The sequence below is a fragment of the Pseudomonas sp. S37 genome (assembly GCF_016658545.1).
GTDB lineage: Bacteria > Pseudomonadota > Gammaproteobacteria > Pseudomonadales > Pseudomonadaceae > Aquipseudomonas.
The window spans coordinates 1-607 of the sequence record NZ_JACVZC010000234.1 but is presented as its reverse complement, the minus strand read 5'-3'; the positions used below and the strand labels follow the sequence as shown (position 1 = coordinate 607).

The window sequence follows — 607 nt, the reverse complement described above, 5'->3', positions numbered from 1 at the left end:
CTCGAACAGCAGCCACATGGGCACGGCCAGCAGGGTCTGCGAGAAGATGTCCGGTGGCGTGAGGATCATGCCGACCACGAAGCAGCCGATGATCACATAGGGGCGGATCTTCTTCAGGTACTTCACGTCGACCACGCCGATCCACACCAGCAGCACCACCGCCACCGGGATTTCGAAGGCCACGCCAAAGGCGAAGAACAGCGTCATCACGAAGTCGAGGTAGTTGGCAATGTCGGTCATCATGGCCACGCCTGCCGGGGTGGCAGCGGCGAAGAACTTGAACATCAACGGGAACACCAGGAAATAGGCGAAGGCCATGCCGGCGTAGAACAGCAGAATGCTCGACACCAGCAACGGAATGGCAATGCGCTTCTCGTGGCGGTACAGCCCCGGCGCGATAAAGCCCCAGATCTGCTGGAGGATGAACGGGATGGCCAGGAACAGCGACACGATCATGGTCAGCTTGAACGGCGTGAGGAACGGTGAGGCCACGTCGGTGGCGATCATCGTCGCGTTGGCCGGCAAGTGATCACGCAGCGGCGCCGAAACAAGGGTGTAGATCTGCTGGGCGAAGCTGAACAGCCCGGCAAAGATCAGGAAAATGACC

1 protein-coding gene is annotated in these 607 nt (G+C 60.1%); it reads right to left on the bottom strand.

The genetic code is table 11. From position 1 onward, the window contains the following. A partial coding sequence (gene tatC, locus IAE39_RS29460; RefSeq protein WP_201207960.1) for a twin-arginine translocase subunit TatC occupies positions 1–607 on the bottom strand: 607 nt, incomplete at both ends.